The following is a 1,553-nucleotide window of genomic DNA, read 5'->3' on the forward strand; positions in this document are numbered from 1 at the left end:
GCCGTGCTCGACGGTGTGCCCGCGGCCGAGGCGGTCGCCTGGGTGCGCGAGCGTTACGACCGGCGCGCGGTCGAGACGCCGTGGCAGCGCAAGTTCGTCCGGAACTTCAGCTGAGCAGCCGCTGGACGCGCTGCTCGACCTGGGCGGCGTGCGCCTCGCTGGTGAGCATGAACTGCAGGCCGAGCTGGTCGCCGTCGTTGTTGACCACCCGCGACTGCACCATGAGACCGTCCAGCGAGACCTCCACCACGTCGCCGGTGGCCAGGTGTTCGATGCGGTCGCGGTCGGCCTGCACGCGCAGGCCGCCCGAGCTGAGGTTGAGCAGGCTCGCGGTGATCGGCAGGGCGGCGCCGGGCAGGCGCACCGACACCGGCCCGCTGGCCGCGATCCGGTCGCTCTGCCGGCGCTCGAGCTGCGCGGCCAGCCCGGACATCTCCTCGACCCGCTGGATCGTGATGCCCATCCGGTCGGCCAGCCGGCTCACCACGGTGCCCTGATCCGCGGCCAGCGACCGCAGTGAGGTGGCCGCGTCGCCGACGCTGCCGATGCCGATGACCATCGCCGAGATGGTCTCGGACATCTCGGCGGTCGCACGCTCGAGCTCCGCGATGGTCTGCGCGATCTGCTCGGTGGACTGCGTCGTGGTGGTGGCCAGCTCCTTGACCTCGTCGGCCACCACGGTGAAGCCGAGGCCCAGCTCGCCGGCACGAGCCGCCTCGATGGTGGCGTTGAGCGCGAGCAGGCGGGTCTGCCCGGCGATGCCCTTGACCAGCTGTGCCGTGTTGGCGACCCGGTGCAGGCTCTCCTCGAGCGTGGAGATCACCTCCTCGGCGTGCCGGGCATGCCCGACGACCGCCGAGGTGGCCTCGTCGGTCGCCGAGATCTCCGAGTCGATGGTGTCCGCCGCGTGCCGCACCTCGCCCACCTGCTCGGTGACCGTGCGCAGCTCCTCGGCGATCACGGTGGTGGACTCCTCGATGATCGACTGAGCCCGGTCGCGCAGCTTCAGCTCGGCCTGCCGCTGGTGCAGGAAGCTCACCCGCAGCTGCTCCTCGCGGACCTCCTGGGCCTCGGTGAGGTCGGTCTCCTGCCGCACCAGCCGGTCGCGGGCGGTGGTCAGAGCGTGGCCGATCTCGCCCAGCTCGTCACGCCCGGCGGGCAGGGCACGCTGCGCGAAGTCACCGTCGGCGATCGCACGCACGCCGGTCACGGCGAGGGCGACGTCGTGCCGGGTACGCCAGAGCACGCCGGCCGCGAACCAGGCGGCCAGCACGAACGCGCCCAGGGCGACGATCAGCACCGTCATCCGGCCGCCGGTGAACCCGTCGATCCGAGTGGCGAGCAGCCCGCGCATGGCGTCGACCAGCGGCGGCACCGCCTCGCGGACGGCCTGCGCGGCCGCCGACACGTCCACCGGGCCGGGGCTCTCCAGCGCGCCGGTCAGCGTGCCGGCCAGGGCGGCGAGGGCGTCGGGGGCCCGGGCCAGCGCCCGCACCTCCGCGTGCAGCCCCGTCCGCGTGGTGGTGTCGTCCGCGGTGCTGATGTACGGACGC

At 73.5% G+C, this 1,553-nt stretch carries 1 protein-coding gene and 1 pseudogene; one reads left to right on the plus strand and one right to left on the minus strand.

Annotated features, from left to right (window positions below; all coding sequences use genetic code 11):
• Positions 1-114 (plus strand): annotated as a pseudogene (locus AB0M20_RS42710) (protein phosphatase); the annotation flags it as partial.
• Here AB0M20_RS42710 and AB0M20_RS42715 read toward each other — a convergent pair.
• Positions 107-1,553 (minus strand): methyl-accepting chemotaxis protein (locus AB0M20_RS42715; RefSeq protein WP_364307135.1); only part of this gene is annotated, 1,447 nt, incomplete at its 5' end. The pseudogene AB0M20_RS42710 and the gene AB0M20_RS42715 overlap by 8 nt on opposite strands.

Origin of the sequence: Actinoplanes sp. NPDC051633, from assembly GCF_040681735.1 — a bacterium.
Classification (GTDB): Bacteria; Actinomycetota; Actinomycetes; order Mycobacteriales; family Micromonosporaceae; genus Actinoplanes.